Source organism: Streptomyces bobili (genome assembly GCF_002154575.1).
GTDB lineage: Bacteria > Actinomycetota > Actinomycetes > Streptomycetales > Streptomycetaceae > Streptomyces > Streptomyces bobili.
Map to the genome: position 1 here is coordinate 1 of NZ_MUBA01000215.1, position 3,282 is coordinate 3,282.

A 3,282-nucleotide genomic window follows, 5' to 3' on the forward strand; every position below is an offset into this window, starting at 1 on the left:
CGTTGATGTCCCGCGGGGTGTCGATGACACGCGGCGCGTCGGTGTCACGCGGGGTGTCGGTGTCACGCGATGGGTTCGTGTCCCGCACGTCCGTCACCTCCGCTCCTCGCGATCGCCAGGCGCCGCCGTTCCCGGCGGGCGCCTGGTACATCTCGTCGGTCGTCACAACGCCCCTGTCTCCGGGGGTGTTCCCCGCGTGCGGGATCAGGAGTCGGTCAGCGGCAGGCCGGGCGGGTTGACCTCCGACGTGGGGACGGCCTCGTTGGACAGGTTCCAGGCGGCGAGCCACTCGGCGTACTGGCCGTTGTCGATCAGGTGGTTGAGAGCGGCGGCCAGCGGCTCGGCGAGGCCGCTGTCCTTCTTGGCGGTCGCCGCGATCAGCCCCTGGAGGCTCTCTCCCGCACCGGAGAACTGGCCCGCGACACGGGTCGGGTCGGGCGTGCCGGCCGACTGGGTGACGTGGTAGGAGAGGCTCGGGCTCGGCCCGAAGTAGGCGTCGATCTTGCCGCTGTTCAGGGCCAGATAGGTGCTGTTGCTGTCCTGGAAGTACTTGACGGTGAGCTTCTTGCCCTCGCTCTCCAGCTTCTTCTTCCAGGCCAGCAGGATCCGCTCCTGGTTGGTGCCCGCGCCGACCGAGACCGTCTTGCCGGCCAGCACCTTGTAGTCGCCGTCGAACTTCCAGGTACTCGACTTGGGCGTCTCCAGGGCCAGGTCGTCCTTGCGGTAGGAGGCGAACTCGTACTTCTGCTTGCGCTCCTCGGTGACGGTGACGTTGGTGAGGGCCACGTCGACCTTCCCGCTGTCGATGCCGACGAAGAGGTTCTCCCAGGTGAACCGCTTGATCTCCGGCTTCAGGCCGAGCACGGCGGCGACCAGGCGGCCGAGGTCGGGCTCGGAGCCGGTGAGGGTCTTCTGGTCGCCGCCCACGTAACCCAAGGGCGGGGAGCCGGACGGCAGGGTGCCACTGCCGATCACGAGCTTGCCGCTCTTGCGTACGGCGTCGGGCAGCAGGTCGCTGATCGACTTCACCTCGGACACCTTGATGGTGGTCTCCTTCGCGGCGCCGTTGGAGACCCGGCCGACGGTCACGCTGCCCGAGGCGGCGGCGTCCGCCGTGGTGGCGGCGTCGCTGTCACCACCGCAGGCGGCGAGCCCGGTGGCCAGGGTGGCGACGGCGGTCGCCATGGTGATGCCGCGTATCAGGCTGCGTCGGGTGATGTGGGCAGACATGTCCGTCCTTCGTGGCTTGTGCTTGATCGTTTGTCGGTGGGCTGTGAAGGGGGGTGGGTGCCGTGGGGAGGCCTCGCGGGGCACGCGGGCCGTCAGAGGACCTTGGCGAGGAAGTCCCTGGTCCGTTCGTGCCGCGGATTGTCGAGGACCTCTGCGGGCGGGCCCTGTTCGACGATCCTTCCGCCGTCGATGAAGACGACCCGGTCGGCGACCTCGCGGGCGAAGCCGACCTCGTGGGTGACGATGACCAGGGTGGTGCCGCTGGTCGCCAGGTCCTTGATGACGGCGAGGACCTCGCCGACGAGTTCGGGGTCGAGGGCGGAGGTGGGCTCGTCGAAGAGGATGACGCCGGGGCGCAGGGCGAGGGCGCGGGCGATGGCGACGCGCTGCTGCTGGCCCCCGGACAACTGGCGTGGGTAGGCGGCGGCCTTGTCGGCGAGCCCGACGCGGCCGAGGAGTTCGCGGGCCGCCGCCTGGGCGGCGGGCCTGCTGAGCCTGCCGGTCGCCACGGGGGCGGCGGCGACGTTGTCGAGCACGGTCAGGTGCGGGAAGAGGTTGAAGTTCTGGAAGACGAACCCGATGCGGCTGCGCTGGGCCAGGATGGCCCGTTCGCTCAGCTCGCGCAGCCGGTCGCCGTGCGGGCGGACGCCGATCGGTTCGCCGTTGACGCTGACGTAGCCGATCTCGGGCTTCTCCAGATGGTTGATGACCCGCAGCAAGGTGGACTTGCCGGAGCCGGACGGGCCGAGGATGACGGTCACCTCGCCGGGGCTCACGGTGAGGTCGACCCCGTCGAGCACCCGGTGGGCGCCGTACCACTTGTGCACGCCGTGCACCTCCACGGCGGCGGGCCGCACCTCGGCGGACAGGACCGTCCCGGCTGCCGCCTTGGTGATCTCACCGGACCCGGTGGTCCCGCTGGTGCTGCTTGTCCCGGTGATCCCGGCCATCCCGGTCGTCTCGATGGTCATACGGCGGCCTCCCTGCGCGCACGCTCCCGCAGGTCCCGCAGGCCGGTGCGCAGCTTCTGCAACGGGGTCGGCGGCAGGGAGCGCGTGGCGCCCCGGGCGAAGTACCGCTCGACGTAGAACTGGACGACGGACACGAGGCTCGTGAGGATCAGGTACCAGACGGTGACGACCAGCAGCAGCGGCACGATGTCGCCGGGGTAGGTGGAGCCCATCGACTGGGCGGTCCCGAACAGGTCGAGCAGCGACACGTAGAAGACCAGCGAGGTGCTCTTGATCAGGCCGATCAGCTGGTTGACGTAGTTGGGGGTGATCGACCGCAGGGCCTGCGGGAAGACGATCCGCCGGAACTGGTAGCCCTTGGGCAGGCCGAGCGCGGACGACGCCTCGTGCTGGCCCTGGTCCACGGAGAGGATGCCGCCGCGGACCACCTCCGCGGCGTACGCGGCCTCGTTGAGGCTGAGGCCGATCACGGCGATCGCCATGTCGGTGGCGAGCCGGGACTCGTCGAAGGTGAAGAAGGCGGGCCCGAAGGGGACGCCGACGCTCAACGTCTTGTACAGGGCGCTGAAGTTGTAGAGGAACAGCAGCACGACGATCAGCGGGACGGAGCGCAGCGCCCAGACGTAGGTCCAGCTCGCGGCGCGCAGCACCGGACTCCTGGAGAGCCGGGCCAGGGCCAGCAGGATGCCGCCGAGGAGGCCCAGCACCGCGCTCCAGGCGGTCACTTCGAGGGTGATCAGGAGTCCGTCGAGAATGGTCGGCCGCAGGAACCAGTAGCCGAAGCGGTCCCACTGGTAGAAGGGGTTGGTCACCAGGCCGTGTGCGAACTGGGCGGCCAGGACCAGGACGACCGCGGTGGCGATCCACCGTCCGGGGCGGCGCAGCGGCTGGACGCGCTGTGCGGTGAGCTTCCGCGGCGGCGGGGGTTCGGCGGGTGGCGCCTCGACGAGGGTCACGGCGCCTGGGGGTTCACTCATGAGGGGCTCCGGCGGGAATCGGGGCACCCCGGATCACGGCAGGCGTGGGTGGCTGCGGCGGCGCGGCGGAGCGGTGGGGTACCGCGCCGTGACGGGCCGGCGCG

Annotated in this window: 3 protein-coding genes; all 3 read right to left on the reverse strand. The window is 70.4% G+C overall.

All coding sequences use genetic code 11. The features are described from left to right. Positions 1–204: 204 nt before the first annotated feature. The 3 genes from BZL64_RS18570 to BZL64_RS18580 all read right to left on the reverse strand — a co-directional run bounded on the left by BZL64_RS18570 (position 205) and on the right by BZL64_RS18580 (position 3,178). Positions 205–1,230, reverse strand: a complete 1,026-nt coding sequence (locus BZL64_RS18570; protein WP_086770319.1) for an ABC transporter substrate-binding protein — start codon at positions 1,228–1,230, stop codon at positions 205–207. 92 nt (positions 1,231–1,322) lie between these two features. Then, positions 1,323–2,087, reverse strand: a complete 765-nt coding sequence (locus BZL64_RS18575; protein ID WP_086770321.1) for an amino acid ABC transporter ATP-binding protein — start codon at positions 2,085–2,087, stop codon at positions 1,323–1,325. Positions 2,088–2,197: 110 nt separating this feature from the next. Continuing rightward, the gene (locus BZL64_RS18580; RefSeq protein ID WP_086770320.1) at positions 2,198–3,178 is read right to left on the reverse strand and encodes an amino acid ABC transporter permease; all 981 of its coding nucleotides are present in this window, start codon (positions 3,176–3,178) and stop codon (positions 2,198–2,200) included. Positions 3,179–3,282: the final 104 nt, after the last annotated feature.